This is a genomic window from Lysinibacillus sp. FSL M8-0134, assembly GCF_038069745.1.
GTDB lineage: Bacteria > Bacillota > Bacilli > Bacillales_A > Planococcaceae > Lysinibacillus > Lysinibacillus irui.
This window is the reverse complement of record NZ_JBBPAJ010000001.1, coordinates 3,395,605-3,413,268: the sequence shown is the minus strand read 5'-3', so window position 1 is coordinate 3,413,268 and position 17,664 is coordinate 3,395,605. Positions and strand designations below refer to the sequence as shown.

Below are 17,664 nucleotides of genomic sequence, written 5' to 3'. Positions count from 1 at the left end.
ACTATTGTTTTTTTAGTTTGCGAATTCGATATTGTAGGTTTTGTCGGCTCATTCCAAGCGCATTTGCTGCCTTTGTAATATTGCCCTCATATAAATTTAAGACATTTTGCACATAATATGATTCGGCTTCACGCAAATAAGCATCAAGTGGCATGACATTATGATTTTGATGAAACATAAAGAACTCGGGCTCTCGATTGTTTGTGTCTTGCTGTTGTACTTTGAAGCGGAAATGTAAAGGCAATAAATCTGAAGTAACAGTGGACTCCGTTGTCATAAAGGACACAATTTCATCCAGTAGTAGCTCAAGTTCCTTTAAATTGCCTGGCCAATCATATTGTAAAAATAATTCTTGTACATCTGGTGCAAGTTCAGTGACTTGTGAGGCAAATCGTTCTCGATGTCGACTAAAATAATCTTCGACAAATGGAAGAATATCTTCTTTTCGATCCGTTAAATTAGGAATGGTAATAGCCATTGTTGCAAAGAAATAATAAAGAGACTTTGACAGCTTTTTCTCGGCAATCAATGTAATAGGGTCACTACCTACACTTCCAATCAGCATATATTTGGACTGGGGAAGCGATTGTAGTATATCTAACAGCTGCTCTTGAATGTCTAAGCTCAGAAAATCTATGCGTTCAAAGAAAAAGGTATACTCTTTATCTTCTTCTAAAAGCTGTTGTAATTTATCAAGAACCGATTGAGCTGAGCGGCGACTAACGAGTGTTACGAAGGCGTCAGGATCCGGAGAAGCAGCATGGTGAATACCTTCAGCAACTAAATCTTTCCCAGTGCCCGATTCGCCAATTAATAAGACAGGTAATTTTACGGCAGCAGCTTTTTTAGCGTTCTCGATCACCTGCTTCATTGCTTCAGAGTCAGCTTTAATCATATCAAATGTTAGGGGTTCATCGTAACGACGAAGGGGTTGATAAACAAGCTTTTCCAAAGAAGTAATATCACGAGCAAATTCGATTGCTCCAATCAGCTTACCTTCAACAAAAAGTGGAAAAGTATCATTGATTGTTGTAATTTCATGGCCATTTTTATTCCAATAGGATTGTTTTACATTGATTTCTTTTTTTCCTGTTTGTAAAACACGCATTAATGTACTTTCGTGTTGACGAAAGGAAAACATTTCAATAATTGAACGATCTGCAAGTTCATCAAAATGAAATCCTTCAATTTCTTTCATTTTTGTGTTGTAAATAATTGTTTTACCAGATAGGTCTACTGCATGAATACCAACGGATACATTTGTTGCAATAAACTCATAAAAAGGTAGTAAAGGTTCAGAATTTTTCATAAAAAAGTGCACCTCAAAAATTTTTTACTTGAAATATGCAACGAAATTTTGCATTATAATAAGTGTAAGAATATTTTATACGCAAAGATATTTTGCGTCAATGTTTTTTGCATACCCAAATAGATCTCACAAGGGAGGATTAAGTATGATTCCATACAAACACGAACCATTCACAGATTTTTCACAAGAGGCAAACTACAATGCTTATGTAGAGGCTTTAAATAAAGTTGAAGGTTACTTAGGTCAAGACTATCCACTAATTATCGGTGGCGAACGCATTACAACTGAAGATAAAATCGTTTCGTACAATCCTGCAAAGAAAACAGAAGTAATTGGTCGCGTTTCAAAAGCGAGCAAAGATTTAGCTGAAAAAGCGATGCAAGCAGCAGATGAAACATTTAAGACTTGGAAAAAAGTTGATCCAGCTATTCGTGCAGACGTTCTTTTCAAAGCAGCAGCGATTATCCGTCGTCGCAAACATGAATTCTCTGCATTATTAACAAAAGAAGCTGGTAAGCCTTGGGCAGAGGCTGATGCAGATACTGCAGAAGCAATCGACTTCATGGAATACTATGGTCGCCAAATGCTACGCATTAAAGATGGCCACCCAGTAGAAAGCCGTCCAGGTGAATACAACCGTTATGACTACATTCCATTAGGTATCGGTATCGTGATTTCTCCTTGGAACTTCCCATTTGCAATCATGGCTGGTACAACAGTAGCTGCATTAGTAACAGGGAACACAGTGTTATTAAAACCAGCGTCAACAACTCCAGTTATAGCATATAAATTTATCGAAGTATTAGAAGAAGCTGGTCTTCCAGCAGGAGCTGTTAACTTCGTACCAGGTTCTGGTGCTGAAGTGGGTGACTACTTAGTCGATCATCCAAAAACGCGCTTCATCAGCTTCACAGGTTCACGTGATGTTGGTTTACGTATTAACCAACGTGCTTCTGTATTAAATGAAGGTCAAATTTGGATTAAACGTGTTATCGCTGAAATGGGCGGTAAAGATACAATCGTTGTCGATAAAGAAGCGGATTTAGAGTTAGCTGCACAATCGATCGTGAAATCAGCATTTGGTTTCTCAGGTCAAAAATGTTCAGCATGTTCTCGTGCAGTCATCGTAGAAGATGTGTATGACCAAGTAGTAGAGCGCGTGGTTGAATTAACAAACGCTTTAACAGTTGGAGACCCAACAGACTTCAGCAACTTCATGGCAACAGTTATCGACCAAGCCGCTTTCAACAAAATTACTGAGTACATTGAAATCGGTAAAGGCGAAGGCCGTCTAGTAGCTGGTGGTACAGCTGACGATTCAGTAGGTTACTTCGTACAACCAACAGTATTCGCTGACGTTGATCCTTCAGCTCGTATTATGAAAGAAGAAATCTTCGGACCAGTTGTTGCGATTGCAAAAGCAAAAGACTTTGACCAAGCAATTGACATCGCAAATGACACAGAATACGGCTTAACAGGTGCAGTTATCACGAAGAACCGTATGAATTTAGAAAAAGCTCGTGAAGAATTCCATGTAGGAAATCTTTACTTCAACCGTGGCTGTACAGGTGCAATCGTAGGTTACCAACCATTTGGTGGCTTTAACATGTCAGGTACAGACTCAAAAGCTGGTGGCCCAGACTACCTACAACTGCATATGCAAGCTAAAACAACTTCAGAAATGCTTTAATTTTCAAATTGACGTTAGGGCTGTTCAAATAAGTAGAAATTGAGGCATTTCAAATGAATTTGGGATACTTCTCCAGGTAATGCTACCCCTGGCTAAAACCGTAACATGACATGGTAGTTTACTTTGGAGAAGTGAACAAATTTACCGTTTGAATTATTGGTTAATCATTCTACTTATAGAGATACATAGTCCCTTTCTTCCATAGAGTTTTTATTATGATTTAGTTAGGAGAGAACAGGATATGACAAAAAGTCAACAAGTTATTGAACAAACGCAAAATTTTGGTGCAGCAAACTATCATCCACTGCCAATCGTAATTTCAGAGGCTGAGGGTGCTTGGGTTAAAGATCCAGAGGGCAACAAATACTTAGATATGTTATCTGCTTATTCAGCTGTAAACCAAGGTCATCGTCACCCAAAAATTATCGCTGCTTTAAAAGAGCAAGCAGATAAAGTAACGTTAACTTCTCGTGCATTTTACAGTGAAAACCTAGGTGAATGGTATGAGCTAGTAGGTAAATTAACAAATAAAGAAATGGTATTACCAATGAATACAGGTGCTGAAGCTGTAGAGACTGCGTTTAAAGCAGCTCGTCGTTGGGCATATGATGTAAAAGGCGTAGAAGATGGTAAAGCTGAAATTATCGCATGTAATGGTAACTTCCATGGTCGTACTATGCTAGCTGTATCTTTATCTTCTGATGAAGAATACCGTCGTGGCTTCGGTCCAATGTTACCAAACGTTAAACTAGTAGATTACGGTAATCTTGAAGCATTAAAAGCGGCTATTACACCAAATACTGCTGCATTTTTAATTGAACCAATTCAAGGTGAAGCTGGTATCGTTATTCCTCCAGAAGGTTTCTTAAAAGCAGCTCGTGAACTTTGCCGTGAAAACAATGTATTATTCATCGCAGACGAAATTCAAGCTGGTTTAGCACGTACTGGTAAAATGTTTGCTTGTGATTGGGAAGAAGTAGAGCCAGATATGTACATCCTAGGTAAAGCACTAGGTGGCGGTGTATTCCCAATTTCTTGTGTGGCTGCAAACCGTAGCATCTTAGGTGTCTTCAACCCAGGCTCACACGGTTCAACTTTTGGTGGTAATCCTTTAGCATGTGCAGTTTCTATTGCATCTATTAAAGTTTTACTTGATGAAAAATTAGCAGAGCGTTCTCATGAGCTTGGCGAATATTTCAAAGGTAAATTAAGAGAAATTAACAACCCAGTCATTAAAGAAGTACGCGGTCGTGGTTTATTTATCGGTATGGAATTAACAGAGGCTGCTCGTCCATACTGTGAAAAACTAAAAGAACTAGGTTTATTATGTAAAGAAACACATGATACAGTTATCCGTTTTGCACCACCACTAGTGATTTCTCAAGAGGATTTAGATTGGTCAATCGAACAAATTGAAAAAGTATTTAAACTTTAACAAAATGTTCACATTTTAATTCGGAAGTATGTTACAATGATGCCGATAACTATCATTAAAAAAAACAAAGAGGCGATTTAATAATGTCTGAAAACTTAAATCTTTTCACATCAACACAAGATGTCATTCAAGATGCTCTAAATAAACTTGGCTATGATGAAGCAATGTATGAATTACTAAAAGAACCGCTTCGCATGCTCCAAGTACGTATCCCAGTGAAAATGGATGATGGTACAACAAAAGTGTTTACTGGTTACCGTGCACAACATAATGATGCAGTAGGACCAACAAAAGGTGGGGTTCGTTTCCACCCACAAGTATCTGAAGAGGAAGTTAAAGCGCTTTCAATGTGGATGACATTGAAATGTGGTATTGTCGACCTACCATACGGTGGTGGTAAAGGCGGTGTCATTTGTGACCCTCGTCAAATGTCTATGGGCGAAATCGAACGTTTAAGCCGTGGCTACGTACGTGCAGTAAGTCAAATCGTAGGACCAACAAAAGATATTCCTGCGCCAGACGTATTTACAAACGCACAAATTATGGCATGGATGATGGATGAATATAGCCGCATGGATGAATTCAACTCTCCAGGCTTTATCACAGGTAAGCCACTAGTACTTGGTGGTTCTCAAGGTCGTGACCGTGCGACTGCACAAGGTGTTACAATCGTAATCGAAGAAGCAGCGAAAAAACGTGGTATTGATATTAAAGGTGCTCGCGTTGTTATTCAAGGATTTGGTAACGCAGGAAGCTTCCTTGCGAAATTCATGCATGATTTAGGTGCAAAAGTAATCGGTATTTCAGATGCTTATGGTGCACTTCATGATCCTGAAGGTTTAGATATCGACTATTTATTAGATCGTCGTGATAGCTTCGGAACAGTAACAACTTTATTTGAAAACACAATTTCAAACAAAGAATTATTAGAGCTTGATTGTGATATTTTAGTGCCAGCTGCAATTGAAAACCAAATTACTGCTGACAATGCTCACAATATTAAAGCCAATATCGTAGTAGAAGCAGCAAATGGTCCAACAACTGCAGAAGCAACTAAAATCTTAACTGAGCGTGGCATTTTACTTGTACCAGACGTATTAGCCTCTGCTGGTGGTGTGACAGTTTCTTACTTTGAATGGGTTCAAAATAACCAAGGTTATTACTGGACAGAAGAAGAAGTGGAAGAACGTCTATACAAAAAAATGGTTGAAGCATTTGATAATGTATATACAACAGCTACAACACGTAACATCAACATGCGCTTAGCAGCTTACATGGTAGGTGTTCGCCGTACTGCAGAAGCTTCTCGCTTCCGTGGATGGGTGTAAGCAATAGATCGAAAAACGAGTCATTCCTTAATCGGATGGCTCGTTTTTTTCATGTTTATTCGTATAAATAAGATGTTCAAGTCGCTGCTCTAACATCATTTTTTTCTCCTGCCGAACTCTCCGTACCTGAAGATATTTAAACGTAATGATTCCCCCGATCAACAGGATACAACAAAAAACGACAATTATAAGCATAACCATAGCAAAATCCCTTTTCCTTAAAGTAACCCTAACTATACAGATGCAGCCTAAACAAAATCTGAACAGATGAACTATTACGATTAGATAAAACCAGTATAATGAGCCTTTTGTTCAGATTTTGTTCAGACACAATATAGTACATTAGAATGTGTTGAAAATACTAGAATTATAGGAGGGAGTAGCGAAAATAATTGAAATAAAAGAGTTTTTGAATGGAGGTTTAAAAATGGAGAGGAAACAGAAAAAATGGTGGCAACGTTCTTGTGCTACGGTACTTTCAATGTCATTAGTAGCAAGCAGCTTATCTTTATCAGTAGCTCCGATGAACACTGAAGCTGCAACAACAGGAACACCAGGAGGAGTAAGTGAGAATTTACTCTCTTGGGTTGATATTGGTAAGAGTAGGCAATATGATGCTAATAATAATGTTATTAATTTAAAAGATTTAGCAGATGTTACTCGAAAATGGGTACCAGCGCGAGAAACTTTTACAAAAGCAGATAGTGAGTCTAAAATTAATTTTAATGCTGGAATGACTAGTACTTCTAATAAGTTGGTTTGGTATTCAACAGATCAGTTTAATATTGATGAAACAGAAAGAGAAATATTTTCAGTTCAAAAAAATGATTCTGTTTCTTCAACAGGTTTTCCTTTTGAATTTGGTGGTGGAAGTACAGATGAGAGCCCGAAATATCAAAATACAAATCTTAAAGCATATTTTGGTTCGGACAAAGGAGAAATCATTCCTAATGTACTTAGTTTGACTCAACCAAGAATATTAAATACGTGGGGTGCTGTTAATGATTGGGCATTGTCATTAGATGGGGAACTGCTAAAACAAAAAAATGAAAATACACCTCTGTATCACAGTAATAATTCTAGAACTCTTAAATATTACATTGGGGCAGGTCATAGTAGTGTTTTAAATGGTGATCTTTCAGAAGTTATTGTTTTTAATAGAAAATTAGACCCTGATGAACGACAAAAGGTGAATAGCTATCTTGCATTAAAATATGGCATTACATTGCAGAGTGACTATATCGCAAGTGATGGTTCATCAATGTGGACAGCTGAAAAGAATGAAGGCTATGGCTATCGTATTACAGGGATTGGTCGTGATGATGCTGGTGTATTATACCAAAAGCAATCAAAGTCAGTAGATACGAACGCATTAGTTACAATGGCAGTAGGGAAAACTATTGAACCTTCCAACAGTGCAAATAATGCAGAAATCCCTGATTTATCATTCTTAACATTTAGCGATAATAATCGTGCCAAGGATTATAACATTAACATTGATGAAGCTAATTTACCTTCGACACTAGCATTGGTTAACGATACTACCAAAATAGCAGCTAAAAGAATGGAACGTATCTTTAAAGTAGAGAAAAACGGAACATGGCAAGACGAAAACATTACGTTACAAGTTGATGGTTTAAATAAAGACTTATATACATTAGCGTTGTATATAAGTCCAGAAGAATCTTTTATGAGTGATTCTACGGTAGCTGTTTCTATGGATAAAGAATCAGGCACATTCCAAATCAATGAAAATAGATTACAAGATGGTAGTTATTTCACATTTGTACAGTATATAGATAAAAAGGATATGGAGACAAAAGTAAATAATATTGATGCTGAAAATTTACAAGAAGCAGAATGGACAACATCTTCTTGGGAAGCATTGCAACAAGCCTTAACGGTAGCAAAAGGGGTTTTAACAGATCCAAACGCTACACAGAAACAAGTAGATGAAGCATTAACTGCTTTAGATACTGCAAGAGAGAACCTTAAAAAATCAACAACTGGCGGTCCAGCTATCACAACATCTCCAGGGGATACTGTGGCTGTTATTGTGAATAATAAAATTGAAAATGGCGCTGTTGTAGTAGATGCAGGAGTAACACTTGACTCGAGTGTTTTAAATGGATATGAAGATAATTTAAACGGCGCAACTGTAGCGATTGAAAACTTCAAAGCAGAGGACAAACTTGAATATACAAATGTAAATGGTATTACAGGTAATTTCAATCCTGCAACAGGGATACTAACATTAAGTGGTAAAGCATCAATTGAAGACTATCAAGCTATACTACGAAGTGTAACATTTACAACAACGTCAACTGATCAAACGGATCGTAATATAACGTTCACATTAGGTAGTGCATTAGCATTTAGTGAGAATGGACACTTTTATGAATATATAAACAAAGATGCTCCTATTACATGGTTTAATGCAAAAAAGGAAGCTGAAGAAAAAAATTACTTTGGCCGAAAAGGATATCTTGTTACAATCACAGGTAAAAACGAAAATAACTTTGTCAAGGAAAAGACGTTAGGTCTTGGTTGGATTGGTGCTAAAGATATCGAACGAAATGTAGATAATAATCCTGATGGGGGAACTTTCCCTAAACAAATTGGTGACTGGCGATGGGTAACTGGTCCAGAGGGGCTAATAGATCAAGGAAAAGGTTTGAAGTTTTATACGGGTTATTCACCTGGGAAAATTGAACCAGATATGTATAGTAATTGGCAATCGGGTGAACCAAATGATTATAACGGTATTGGTGAATATGTAGCGCATATTTTTGGGCCAAAAGAATCTAATCCTGGACAATGGAATGATTATAGGCCTAATGATCCGTCTGTTAAAGGTTACGTTATCGAGTATGGTGGCATGCCAGAGGATGAAAATTTTGCATTAAGTGCATCCAAAAAGATTGTATTTGTCGAGGCGCCAACTGTTGAGATAATCAAGCCAGAGGGTGATAAAATTACAACATCGAAACCAATTTTCGAAGGATCTGTAACAAAAGGTTCAGAAGTAACAGTAGAAATTAAGGATAAAGTTGGAAATGTCATCGATACACCAACTGTAACAGTGAATCCAGATGGTACATGGAGCTTTGAGCCAACAAAGGATTTACCAGATGGTGATTACACAGTTGAAGTAACCGCAGAAAAAAATGGCAAAACAGCAACGGAAACAAAAGAGGTTACAGTAGATACAACAGTCCTAACAGTGGGTATAACTGAGCCAATCGGTGATAAAGTTGCAACAGCGAAGCCAGAGTTCAAAGGAACGGCAACACCAGGTTCAACAGTAACCGTAGCAATTAAGGATAAAGCTGGAAATGTCATCGATACACCAACTGTAACAGTGAATCCAGATGGTACATGGAGCTTTGAGCCAACAAAGGATTTACCAGATGGTGATTACACAGTTGAAGTAACGGCAGAAAAAAATGGCAAAACAGCAACGGAAACAAAAGAGGTTACAGTAGATACAACAGTCCTAACAGTGGGTATAACTGAGCCAATCGGTGATAAAGTTGCAACAGCAAAGCCGGAGTTCAAAGGAACGGCAACACCAGGTTCAACAGTAACCGTAGCAATTAAGGATAAAGTTGGAAATGTCATCGACACACCAACTGTAACGGTGAACCCAGATGGTACGTGGAGCTTTGAGCCAACAAAGGATTTACCAGATGGTGATTACACAGTTGAAGTAACGGCAGAAAAAAATGGCAAAACAGCAACGGAAACAAAAGAGGTTACAGTAGATACAACAGTCCTAACAGTGGGTATAACTGAGCCAATCGGTGATAAAGTTGCAACAGCGAAGCCAGAGTTCAAAGGAACGGCAACACCAGGTTCAACAGTAACCGTAGCAATTAAGGATAAAGTTGGAAATATCATCGACACACCAACTGTAACGGTGAACCCAGATGGTACGTGGAGTTTTGAGCCAACAAAGGATTTACCAGATGGTGATTACACAGTTGAAGTAACGGCAGAAAAAAATGGCAAAACAGCAACGGAAACAAAAGAGGTTACAGTAGATACAACAGCCCTAACAGTGGGTATAACTGAGCCAATCGGTGATAAAGTTGCAACAGCGAAGCCGGAGTTCAAAGGAACGGCAACACCAGGTTCAACAGTAACCGTAGCAATTAAGGATAAAGTTGGAAATGTCATCGACACACCAACTGTAACGGTGAACCCAGATGGTACGTGGAGCTTTGAGCCAACAAAGGATTTACCAGATGGTGATTACACAGTTGAAATAACGGCAGAAAAAGATGGCGAAACAACTTCGATTAACAAGACGATTACTATCAATACAAAAACGCCACCTGTATTAACACCAGGTCTAGGCTCATTAATACCATCTCAAGGCACATTAAGTCCAAGCTTCTCTTCAGAAGTAACAGATTATACAATGAACGTTGATTATGCCACATCACAATTATCGTTCTTAGCAACACCAATTATTCCAGGTGCTTCGGTGACAACAACAGTCAATGGACAACTAGGCACTCTTGAACAAATTCCACTACAAGTAGGGGAAAATATCATTGTGATCACCGTGACAGATGCGAACGGCAATGTGAAACACTACTCGATTAAAATATACCGTGAAGCTTATACAGGTGGAGGTAATTCAGGCGGCGGAGGTACATGGACGCCTGATCCAACACCATCAGTACCACCGACACCAAGTGAAACAAAAACAAAAATTCAGGTAGAACTTGAAATTGACGGTGACAACCCACTTGAAAAAACAACAGTGGAAATTGAACGTACGAAGCATGTGAATGGTGACGTAACAGACTTTGTCAACTTAACACCAGCGCAAGCACTAGAAGCAGTAGAAAAAGCGAAACAAATTGGTAATAGCATTGCACGTATTGTTATTCCTGATGTGAATGATGAAGTGGATCAAGTAACGGTAGAAGTACCAAAACAATCTCTACAAACGTTACGAGACAACGGTTTATCATTAGAAATTTCTACGGAAAATGGTCATATTGCGATTCCGCATAGTTCAATGGAAGGTATCGACGACAGCTTCTACTTCCGTTTAGTACCAGTGAAGAAGGAAAGTGAGCGTCAAGCAATTGAGGAACGTGCAAAAGCAGAGCAAGTAGTACGTGAGACACTACAAAGTGATGATGTACATGTTGTAGCACGTCCAATGACAATTGAAACGAATATGCCAAGTCGTCCAGTGCAAGTGACACTACCTTTAAAAGGAGTGAATGTACCAACAGCGACAGCAGAGCGTCAAGCATTTCTTGATCAATTAGCTGTATTCATTGAACACTCAGATGGCGAGAAAAAAGTAGTGTTCCCTGAAGTTGTAACAATGGCGAAGGGTGAACTGGGTCTACGTTTCACTGTAGAGAAGTTTAGTACATTTACGATTATTCAATTTGAAAAACCAGAGGTAAGTGAGCACGAGGCTTATATTAAAGGATTCCCGAATGGCACATTTGGTCCTGATAAGAATGTAACACGTGCACAGATAGCGATCATGATGGCTCGTATTTTAGGCTACACAGAAGGACAAGCAGTCCATAAAGCACCATTTAAAGATGTAGCAAAAGATCATAGTGCGGCAGGAGCGATTGCCTTTGTAAAAGAACAAGGCATTATGAATGGTGATAACAATGGTAACTTCCATGCAAATAGCAACATCACGCGTGCTGAAATGGCAGCAGTCGTAGCCAACTATAAGCAGTTTTCAGTAGAACAGGGGGTAGCTATTACATTCAAGGATACAAAAGGCCACTGGGCACAATGGATCATAGAAGCAAATCGCGCCTCAGGCAACATCAACGGTCTTGAGGATGGAAGCTTTGCACCAAATGCAGCGTTAACACGTGCACAGGCTGTTGTGATGATGAACCGCATGTTTGAACGTGGTCCATTACAAGGTGTGGCAAAACCAAGCTTCCCAGATGTGAAAGCTACACACTGGGCTTTCAAAGAAATCGAAGAAGCAGCTAACTCTCACAAATATTTTATTGATGAGGATGGCAAAGAACAGCTTTCAAAATAATGATAGTTTAAACAGGCTAGGGTAAAATCCTTAGCCTGTTTTTTTAATAGATTTATCATTCATTCAAATGATTTCTTGTTCAGATTTTGTTCATGCATTCTATGTTACTATTCAAAAGGAGTTGATTGAAAAAAACATAAGCAATATGATGTTAACATACATAAGAATTTACTCGTCTACGGAGGCGTGATAATGAAAAAGAATATCCTACTTATTGTGAGTATTATCATGCTGTTTGTTATGGTCTTTTTCTTTAGCAATTGGCATTATTTCTCCAATAATCATCTTCAAACGGTACATGAAGGTGTTGTAAAAATAGAGGAGGAGCAATTACAAAAACCAATAAAGCTAGAAGGAGAATGGGCTTTTTATCCTAATGTCTTAATTCCTTCATGGGAAAAGCTTGATAACTATGAAAATACACGGCTTACACTTGATGTTCCTTTTGATTGGGGGAAATATGTACAGCCAAATGAAGAAGGGATTGAGGTTGGCACCTACCACGTCAAAGTAGAGGTTCCGAAAGATGGATTTTATGGGTTATATATTCGATCAATTCGACAGGCTAATCGTGTTTTTTTAAATGGTGTAGAGGTAGGGGCTAAAGGAAAAGTAAGTACAGTGCTAAGCGAATATGGCTCTGAAAATGATGATAGATATACTGTCTACGCCTATAGTGAAAATAAAGAATTAGACATCATTATTCATGTTGTGAACTACAATAATTTTCAGCCTGGTATCGTCTATCCTATTGAATTTGGCAAAAAGAAGGTTATTCAACAGCATTATAATTGGAAAGTGTTTTTAGATGCATTAATCAGCATTGGGCATATCGTTATTGGGGTCGTTTATACTTTTACCTATATACAGAATCGTAGACGTAAAGAAGAACTGTTTTTTGGCCTATTTACGATTTCATTAGGATTTTATATGTCGTTTATTAATCAAAAAGTATTTTTCCTATTATTTTCTGATATAGTACCAATCGATCAATTGCGTTTACAGCTAGGTTCGATTCCAATAGCGCTCCTTTCTTTAACATTATTTATTTATACGATGTACCCACAATTACAAAAGAGAAAAGTTATTTATATGCTTGTGGCCTTACTCAGTGTTGTTTTTGTATTTTACGGTTTTTACAATCCAATTACTCAAAATGCAAGAGCGTCTTCTGATTTAGAGGTGTTCCTGAGGAAAATAGCGTATATCAGTGTAACGTTACCCGTTATTTTCTATAATGTTTGGATTCTGATCCGGGTGATGTTAAATCGACTTGAAGGTGTTCGTTATGTATTAATCGTTATTTCAGCTATTTGTTGTTATACGATTTTACTTGTTATTAATTTTATATTTGGTATACCGATTGATTATACAGAATTTGTGCTGTTTTTACTGATCTTATTCGGCTTTGCTTCATTATTAAATTACCGGGCTAATCAAGCATTTGAGAAAATCCAAACTTTATCAGAAGAATTGCTAGCACACAATCAAATGAAGGATGAATTTCTACTAAAAACATCCCATGAATTACGTACCCCCCTTAATGGTATTTTAAATTTATCAAAAACCTTAATGGAAGGTGGGCAGGGACCGTTGAAGCGGACGCAACAGGAGCAAGTCATTTTGATCCATAATGTCACACAGCGTTTAGGACATTTAGTAGAGGATTTATTGTTTTCATCCAACCAAATGACGGGTGAAGTAAGAGTTTCTCCTCGTCAAGTCCCTATCTCTGTTGTCAATGAGGTAGTAGAAGAAATTCTTAGTGTGATGCCTAAGAATAGTCAAGTCCGTTTACATGCTGAAGTTGATTTAGCGCTTCCAGCTATATGGACAGACGAGTTACGCTTTAAGCAAGTGCTCTATAATTTACTGCATAATGCCATGAAATACACAGAAAATGGCGAAATCGTAGTGACGGCTTATGTCAATGAAGAGCATATGGTGATCCAAGTGAGTGATACAGGCGTTGGCATTCCTGCACAGGATTTAGATCGTATCTTTAATGCCTTTTATCAAGTAAATAATCAACATAAAAAAGAAGGGCTCGGTTTGGGATTAAGTATTACTAAAAATATTGTAGAAAAATTAAATGGTGACATTCATGTAACAAGTACGTTAGGACAAGGGACAACCTTTACGTTTACAATGCCACTTGCAACTGGTGAAAATGTTAGCATTGAGCAATCACCTGCGATTGTCACACAGACAACTACTGAGGTACTCCAGCTTAACTTACCACTTATTCATAAAGGAAATGATAAAAAAATACTTGTTGTGGATGACAATCATGTCAATATAAAAGCTTTAGCTGACGCATTAGCTGTCAAAGGATATACAGTGATAGCTGTTGATAATGGCTTTGATGCTGTAGATTATATTAAAGCAAATAAAGTAGATTGTATGTTAATAGATTTAATGATGAATGGGATGTCTGGTTATGAGTTATGTAAACGAGTACGCAAACAATATGATATGCTGGAATTGCCGATCATTATCTTAACAGCAATCATGAAGCACTCTGATTTAGTATTATCTTTAAAAGTTGGTGCAAATGATTACTTACAAAAACCTATTTCAATGGATGAATTATTTATTCGCATTGAATCTTTGTTAGCTGTTCGTCAATCTTCAATAGATGCCATAGAAGTAGAAATGAATTATTTGTATTCACAGGTCACGCCACATTTTGTGTATAACACGCTTAATACAATTATTGGTTTGAGCTATACGGATATGGACAATACTCGTGAAGCACTTTATTGTTTGGCAACGTATTTCCGAGCCAAGCTTAATGTCCATTATCGAAATAGCTTTGTCTCTGTTGAAGAAGAGATGGAGCTGGTAAAAGCATACTTATATATTGAAAAGATGCGTTTTGGTGATCGTTTAACGATTAAATATGATATTGATGAATCCATTCATTTAATGATTCCTGCATTATCTATTCAGCCATTAGTTGAAAATGCTGTTTTCCATGGTATTTCTAAAAAACAAGAGGGCGGTACAGTAGAGATCAGTGTACAGCGTGAGGGGCAGTTTGTCCGCATTAAAATCTATGATAATGGTGTGGGTATCCCTGAGGAAAAACTTCATCAGCTGGTAAATGAAGAAAGTACCCGTATTGGCTTTATGAATCCGTTAAAGAAATTCAAATTAATGAAAAATGCAAGTTTACGTTTATACAGCGAGGAAGGAAAAGGGACCACTATTGTCGTTTTATTACCAGAGGGTGGTGGAGCATGAACATAATTATTGTTGATGATGAAAAAATGGCAATCGATGTTTTAAGCATCATGCTACAGCGGCTTACGCAATTTCAGATTGACATCAAGGGGGCATTTACAAATGCAGCGGATGCCCTCCGTTTTCTTGAAAAAGAGTCAGTTGATCTTGTCTTTTTAGATATTGAAATGATTGATATGCATGGTATGCAAGTGGCTAAACAATTGCTAGAAAAGCATCCATCCTTACAAATAGTTTTTGTGACGGCCCATGCACAATTTGCTGTGGATGCATTTGAAGTAGAGGCAACAGATTATTTATTAAAGCCTGTCCATGAAAAACGACTGGTCAATGCATTAGTAAAAGCGCAGAAGAAAATGCAATTACAAGTAGAAGCACAACCCGTTCGTAATGAGAATTCTATATATGCGCATACTTTAGGCAGTTTTTATTTACTCGATGCTAAGCAGGAGGTCATTAAGTGGCGTACTAGGAAGACACGCGAGCTGTTTTTATATCTATGGTTTCATCAAAAAAAGCCTATGATGAATGTTGTCATTATAGAGGAATTATGGCCAGATTTAGATTTTGAGAAGGCGACAAGTAATTTACATACGACGATCTATCAATTAAGAAAACTGCTAAAAGAAAATGGAATGCAAGATTCCATTCAATTAATTAATAACCACTATCAATTAAATGTAGAAATTAAAAGTGATTTTGATTATCTGAACCAATTATTGGAACAGAGTGCGCATGATGAAGATTCCATTCAGCAACTATTGAATTGCTATGAAGGTGATTTTTTAGCTGAGGAGGAATATTCATGGGCTATTCAAATGAGACTTCGTTTAAAGCAGGGTGTAATGCATGTGCTTGAAACATATATTGCCCATTCAAATTCTGTTAATTCATTGTTGAAATATAATTGCCTGCAAAAATTGCTAGAGCTAGATGAATTTAATGAAAAGTATATGTTTCTTTTGTTAAAATTTTTAATCTCGCAAAATAAAAAACAGGATTGTACGAAGTGCTACGAAGCCATTCAGGAAAAATTAGCGGAGATTAATATGCCTGTCCCTGAGAACATTCATAAAATTTATAATGATTACATGTCGAAAGTGTAATCTTTGCTTTCTTCAACAGGAATATGAGAAAATCCAAGAAGAAAGGGGCGAATGACATGGATTCATTTACATTTTATAACCCAGTGAAGCTACATTTTGGTGAGGATGCGCTAGAAAAGCTGCCGAAAGAATTAGAGCTATATGGAAAAAAAGTATTAGTTGTTTATGGTGGTGGAAGCATCAAGGCTAACGGTGTGTACAAGGCTGTCATGGACAAATTACAGCAGGCTGGTAAAACGATTTTTGAATTAAGTGGTGTAGAACCAAATCCACGTGTAGAAACAGCTAGACGTGGTATTGAGATTTGTAAAACAGAAGGAATCGACTTAGTGCTGGCAGTTGGCGGCGGCTCTGTTATTGATTGTTCTAAATTAATCGTTGCGGGTGCAAAATATGATGGAGATGCTTGGGATATCGTTAAACGTAAGGTAGTTGTAGAGCAAGCCCTACCATTAGGAACAGTATTAACACTTGCTGCTACTGGCTCAGAAATGAACTCGGGGTCAGTCATTACCAATGCTGCTACAGAGGAAAAATTAAGCTGGGGTAGCCCAGCAGCGTTCCCGAAATTTTCAATACTCAATCCTGCCTATACAGTGACCGTACCTAAAAACCATACTGTTTATGGGATTGTTGATATGATGTCACATGTATTCGAACAATATTTCCATAATACAACGAATACCCCGATTACTGATGAGATGTGTGAAGGGGTATTACGAACAGTCATTACGACTGCACCAAAATTGCTAGAGGATTTAGAAAATACTAAGTTACGTGAAACGATTCTATTAGCTGGAACAATTGGCTTAAATGGCTTTTTATCGATTGGTTCTCGTGGTGATTGGGCATCACATAATATTGAACATGCTGTTTCGGCTGTCTATGATATTCCACATGCGGGTGGTTTAGCTATTCTTCAGCCACATTGGATGCGCTTAAGTGTGCCAGTCAATCCAGAGCGTTTTGCCGGTATAGCGACACGTGTATTTGGCGTCGATGCAACGAACAAGACAGCAGAAGAAGTGGCTTACGAAGGCATCGATCGTTTATCTGCATTCTGGACATCATTAGGTGCACCTGATCGTTTGGCTGATTATCATATTGATGATTCGAAATTTGAACAGATTGTAGAGCATGCAATGCAGAACGGTCCATTTGGAAACTTTAATAAATTGCATGAGGAAGATGTCAGAACAATTTTGCGAAATTCTTTATAAGGTATGAGTGTGAGACTGTGATTATAGTCTCACACTTTTTTGTTGAAAGGTTTAGAAAAAATAACGATTTATGTTGAATAATGTCGTAGATGTTTCTAAAGTCCTTGGTGTATAATGAAATGGATAGATACAAAATGGAGGTAATTATATTTTTTGGGGTTTTGTAGTGATAAAAGTCACTTTGTTCAATGTATCTTTTGGTCTATAATATCAAATTTTTGTTATGAGAAACCTTCTGTGAATGAAGGGGAAAGATAGGTTTTTGTCGTAATTGCTCAATTAAT

8 protein-coding genes are annotated in these 17,664 nt (G+C 37.6%); 7 read left to right on the top strand and 1 reads right to left on the bottom strand.

The features are described 5' to 3' along the window. Position 1: 1 nt before the first annotated feature. Positions 2–1,309: a sigma 54-interacting transcriptional regulator gene (locus MKY49_RS17400; RefSeq protein WP_312505803.1), complete on the bottom strand. Its 1,308-nt coding sequence runs from the start codon at positions 1,307–1,309 to the stop codon at positions 2–4. A gap of 145 nt (positions 1,310–1,454) precedes the next feature. Between MKY49_RS17400 and pruA the strand changes: the two genes are divergently transcribed. The 7 genes from pruA (at position 1,455) to MKY49_RS17365 (ending at position 17,380) form a co-directional block, all read left to right on the top strand. Continuing rightward, the gene (gene pruA / locus MKY49_RS17395) at positions 1,455–2,999 is read left to right on the top strand and encodes an L-glutamate gamma-semialdehyde dehydrogenase (RefSeq protein WP_274794209.1); all 1,545 of its coding nucleotides are present in this window, start codon (positions 1,455–1,457) and stop codon (positions 2,997–2,999) included. Between the two features lie 241 nt (positions 3,000–3,240). Beyond that, positions 3,241–4,434 (top strand): ornithine--oxo-acid transaminase, encoded by a 1,194-nt coding sequence (locus MKY49_RS17390; protein ID WP_274794208.1) that lies wholly within the window; start codon positions 3,241–3,243, stop codon positions 4,432–4,434. An 83-nt stretch (positions 4,435–4,517) separates the two neighbouring features. Beyond that, positions 4,518–5,762 (top strand): Glu/Leu/Phe/Val family dehydrogenase, encoded by a 1,245-nt coding sequence (locus MKY49_RS17385; RefSeq protein ID WP_036119847.1) that lies wholly within the window; start codon positions 4,518–4,520, stop codon positions 5,760–5,762. A gap of 427 nt (positions 5,763–6,189) precedes the next feature. Continuing rightward, on the top strand, positions 6,190–11,808 hold the full coding sequence (locus MKY49_RS17380) for an Ig-like domain-containing protein (RefSeq protein WP_341386722.1): 5,619 nt from the start codon (positions 6,190–6,192) through the stop codon (positions 11,806–11,808). Positions 11,809–12,000: 192 nt separating this feature from the next. Beyond that, positions 12,001–15,054, top strand: coding sequence for a sensor histidine kinase (locus MKY49_RS17375; protein WP_274794206.1), 3,054 nt, complete (start codon positions 12,001–12,003; stop codon positions 15,052–15,054). After that, positions 15,051–16,160 carry a response regulator gene (locus MKY49_RS17370; protein ID WP_312505795.1) on the top strand — a complete coding sequence of 370 codons (1,110 nt, stop codon included), beginning with the start codon at positions 15,051–15,053 and terminating at the stop codon, positions 16,158–16,160. Before MKY49_RS17375 ends, MKY49_RS17370 begins: the two co-directional genes overlap by 4 nt. 56 nt (positions 16,161–16,216) lie before the next feature. Beyond that, complete coding sequence (locus MKY49_RS17365; protein WP_274794203.1) at positions 16,217–17,380, top strand: iron-containing alcohol dehydrogenase; 1,164 nt, start codon at positions 16,217–16,219, stop codon at positions 17,378–17,380. Positions 17,381–17,664: the final 284 nt, after the last annotated feature.